Raw genomic sequence first — 2,787 nt, forward strand, 5'->3', positions numbered from 1 at the left:
CCACGTTTCGTCTCGGTGCTTCGCTCCTCGCTCAACGACCGGGAAACGCCCCGCCCCCGGTCGTTGAGCGAGCACGGCGAAGCCGAGCGAGACGAAACGCCCCGCCCCCCGGTCGTTGAGCGAGCACGGCGAAGCCGAGCGAGACGAAACGCCCCCCGGTCGTTGAGCGAGCACGGCGAAGCCGAGCGAGACGAAACGCGCCCTACAGGTTCGCCTCCGCGTAGATGCGGAGCGCGTCGCGGACGAACTCCGCGCCGTGCGTGCCGCCTGCGGACGTCGCATAGTTCGCGCCGAAGCGCGGATCGGCGACGTACATCTCGCCCAGACCGACGACATAGCCCTTCACGTCGCCACCCGGCACCGACGCGGGGGTGCCCGGAATACCGGTGAGCCAGTCGACGTGACGGCGAGCGACGTCCTGAGCCTCCGCGGATGCCGGATCGACGCCGCTCTCCGCGGCGGCGATCCAGTCGCGACCGAGGTCGGCGACGCGCTGCTGCCAGTCGTCTCGTTCGGCGTCGGTCATGCCCCGCCACCAGCGGTCGCTGTCGGCGTAGGCCTTGCGGCCCCAGCGCTGCTCGACCTCCTCCTTGTACTGGGTGTGGTCGAAACCGTCGAACATGTTCTCTGCCATGAGTTCTTCACCTCCTCTCAGTGCGTCGATGGTGTTCTCGACCGAGGCGATCTGTCGTGCCAGTCGAGCCTGTTCCTCGCGGAGCAGCGCGAGGTGGGTCTCGAGCGCCGACTCCTCGCTGTGCTGCGAGCGCGGAGCGTTCAGCACCTCGGCGATCTGCGGCAGACCGAGCCCGAGCTGACGCAGCAGCAGGATGCGCTGCAGACGCACGAGCGCTGCCTCGTCGTAGTGGCGATAGCCGTTGTGCGCGATGCGCGTGGGCCGGAGCAGGCCGATGTCGTCGTAGTGGCGCAGCGCCCTGCTCGTCGTCCCCGCGAGCCGGGCGATCTCCTGGATCGACCATTCACGACCGGCCATCCCATCCTCCTTCTGTCATTCGTGTTCGGATGACTCCACGGTAGAAGTTGACGCAGCGTCAAGGTCAAGCTCGAGTGGCGTCCACCTCTTGACAAGATCGAGATATATCGTGTTATCGTTGTCAGACACGATATATCGTGATCCCTCGACACAGGAGAACAGACATGACCGAGAAGTGGCTCATCGCCCCGGGCGAAGAACGCGTCATCGACATCGAGAACGTCACCCGGCTGAAGATCGGCCTGGTCGGCGGTCAGGTCGACGTCATCGCGCACGACGAGCCGGGCATCCGCATCGAGGTGCACGGCGTCACCACCAAGGACCTGCGCATCGAGGCGCACGACGGCGAGGTCGAGATCGACCACCCTCAGCTCGGCTGGGACAACTTCCTCGAGGTGTTCCGCAACTTCGGCTCCGGGGGCCCCAAGGCCGAGGTGAGCGTGGCCGTCCCCCGCTCGATCGCCCTCACGCTCGGCGTCGTCAGCGCCGGCGCGTTGATCTCCGGCATCCGCAATGACGCGCGCCTCAACACCGTCTCCGGCGACATCATCGTCGACACCCTGATCGGCGATCTGTCGGTGAACTCGGTCTCGGGCGACGTGCAGGTGCGCGGCCTCACCGGGTCGATCACCGCGAACAGCGTCTCGGGCGACGTGGCCGTCACCGGAACCGTGCGCAAGGCCACGGTCGACATCGTGTCGGGCTCGACGCTCGTCGACGCGGCCGGCGACGTCAACACCATCACCATCAACTCGGTGTCGGGCGGAACCACGGTGCGCCTCGACGAGTCGCTCGCCGCGAAGTACGTGATCCGCTCGCTCAGCGGCCGCCTGCTGATCGACGGCGTCGAACGAGGCTCGTCGGGCATCAACAACTACACCGGGTCGACCGGTGAGCTCGCCGGTCGCTTCGTCGACCTGCGCGCCAACTCCGTCTCCGGCGGCGTCACTGTGCTGCGCCGCACCCCCGCCTCGATCGAGAACGACGCCGAATGGGAGGAAGCATGAGCCCCGCGGTGTTCTCCCACGGCGACCTCAGGCTCTACCTGCTCTCACTGCTCGCCGAGTCGCCCCAGCACGGCTACGGCATCATCCAGGCCCTGACCGATCGCACCGGTGGCACCTACACGCCCAGCGCCGGAACCATCTATCCCCGGCTCGCGAAGCTCGAGGAGGAGGGCCTGGTCACCAAGACCGCCGACGGCCGCACCACGATCTACGCGATCACGGATGCCGGACGCGCCGAACTGTCGACGCGCGAGGGTGACCTCGCGGGGATCGAGGCCGGGATCACCGACTCGGTGCGGCTGATCGCGAACGAGGTGCGTCAGAGCGTCAAGGAGGCGATGAAGAGCCTTCGCGCCGATCTCGCCACCGCCGAGAAGGACGACCGCGCGGCATCCAAGTCACGTCCGCGCACCGCGGGCGACGACGAGCGCCTCGTGAGTCGTGAAGAGATGCACAGGGCGGATGCCATCATCAACGCCTTCCGAGCCCGCGTGCGCACCGATCTGCGCACGCACGTCGCCAAGGGCGGCACGCTCCCGGCATCCGTGGTCTCGGACCTCGAGGACGGGTTGGATGCCGCGGCCCGTGGCATCACCACGGCATTGGCGTCCCTCGGACGCTGAGGTCGGCGCCTCGGTCGTCGAGCGAGGAGCGAAGCACCGAGACGAAACGCGGTGAGCCCTGCGGACGGCGGTGTGCAGGGTTCGGCGCGTTTCGTCTCGGTCGGCTCCGCCGTCCTCGCTCGGCGACCGGGAGGGTCGGCTCCGCCGTCCTCGCTCGGCGACCGGG

General features: G+C 68.0%; 3 protein-coding genes. 2 read left to right on the forward strand and 1 reads right to left on the reverse strand.

The annotated features are described in order from the left end of the window. Positions 1-202 precede the first annotated feature (202 nt). Positions 203-991 (reverse strand): MerR family transcriptional regulator, encoded by a 789-nt coding sequence (locus RWO82_RS15435; RefSeq protein WP_314428414.1) that lies wholly within the window; start codon positions 989-991, stop codon positions 203-205. Between the two features lie 164 nt (positions 992-1,155). Between RWO82_RS15435 and RWO82_RS15440 the strand changes: the two genes are divergently transcribed. Beyond that, a complete protein-coding gene (locus tag RWO82_RS15440) occupies positions 1,156-1,998 on the forward strand; it encodes a DUF4097 family beta strand repeat-containing protein (RefSeq protein WP_314428415.1) in 843 nt (280 codons plus the stop codon). Then, positions 1,995-2,621 carry a PadR family transcriptional regulator gene (locus RWO82_RS15445; RefSeq protein ID WP_314428416.1) on the forward strand — a complete coding sequence of 209 codons (627 nt, stop codon included), beginning with the start codon at positions 1,995-1,997 and terminating at the stop codon, positions 2,619-2,621. Before RWO82_RS15440 ends, RWO82_RS15445 begins: the two co-directional genes overlap by 4 nt. Positions 2,622-2,787: the final 166 nt, after the last annotated feature.

Origin of the sequence: uncultured Microbacterium sp. (genome assembly GCF_963521645.1) — a bacterium.
Lineage (GTDB): Bacteria > Actinomycetota > Actinomycetes > Actinomycetales > Microbacteriaceae > Microbacterium.

Bases quoted from the DNA above. Each gene is read 5' to 3' on its own strand.
- RWO82_RS15435 (WP_314428414.1), bottom strand. From the start codon at position 991: ATGGCCGGTCGTGAATGGTCGATCCAGGAGATCGCCCGGCTCGCGGGG.
- RWO82_RS15440 (WP_314428415.1), top strand. From the start codon at position 1,156: ATGACCGAGAAGTGGCTCATCGCCCCGGGCGAAGAACGCGTCATCGAC.
- RWO82_RS15445 (WP_314428416.1), top strand. From the start codon at position 1,995: ATGAGCCCCGCGGTGTTCTCCCACGGCGACCTCAGGCTCTACCTGCTC.